This window comes from Parvimonas sp. D2 (assembly GCF_035282635.1).
In the GTDB taxonomy this organism is placed as follows: Bacteria; Bacillota; Clostridia; order Tissierellales; family Peptoniphilaceae; genus Parvimonas.
In genome coordinates this window covers 1-246 of record NZ_JAYKBO010000083.1, presented here as the reverse complement: position 1 = coordinate 246, position 246 = coordinate 1, and the positions used below count along the sequence as shown (strand labels likewise).

General features: G+C 61.0%; 1 pseudogene. It reads right to left on the bottom strand.

What is annotated here, in order from left to right:
- Positions 1-134: pseudogene (locus VJI77_RS07665) on the bottom strand (IS3 family transposase); the annotation flags it as partial.
- Positions 135-246 lie beyond the last annotated feature (112 nt).

The window sequence follows — 246 nt, the reverse complement described above, 5'->3', positions numbered from 1 at the left end:
GTCACGAAGCTCTGCTCGGAGACATCCGCCTCCTTGCACGCGACGGCGATGCTCTTGCCTTGCGCCGTCTGTACCTCGATCTGGCGCAGCATCAGCACGACCTGGTCCGCGCTCGGCCTCTGTCCTCGCTTCATTCCCAACTCCTCTGATCCAGGCTGATCCTCTCACTCAGCCCGGTCCAAAGCCAGCCGGTCAGGTCATGGGGAAGCCGACTGAGCCCTACGACTTAGTTTGGGTTGAGAGTTA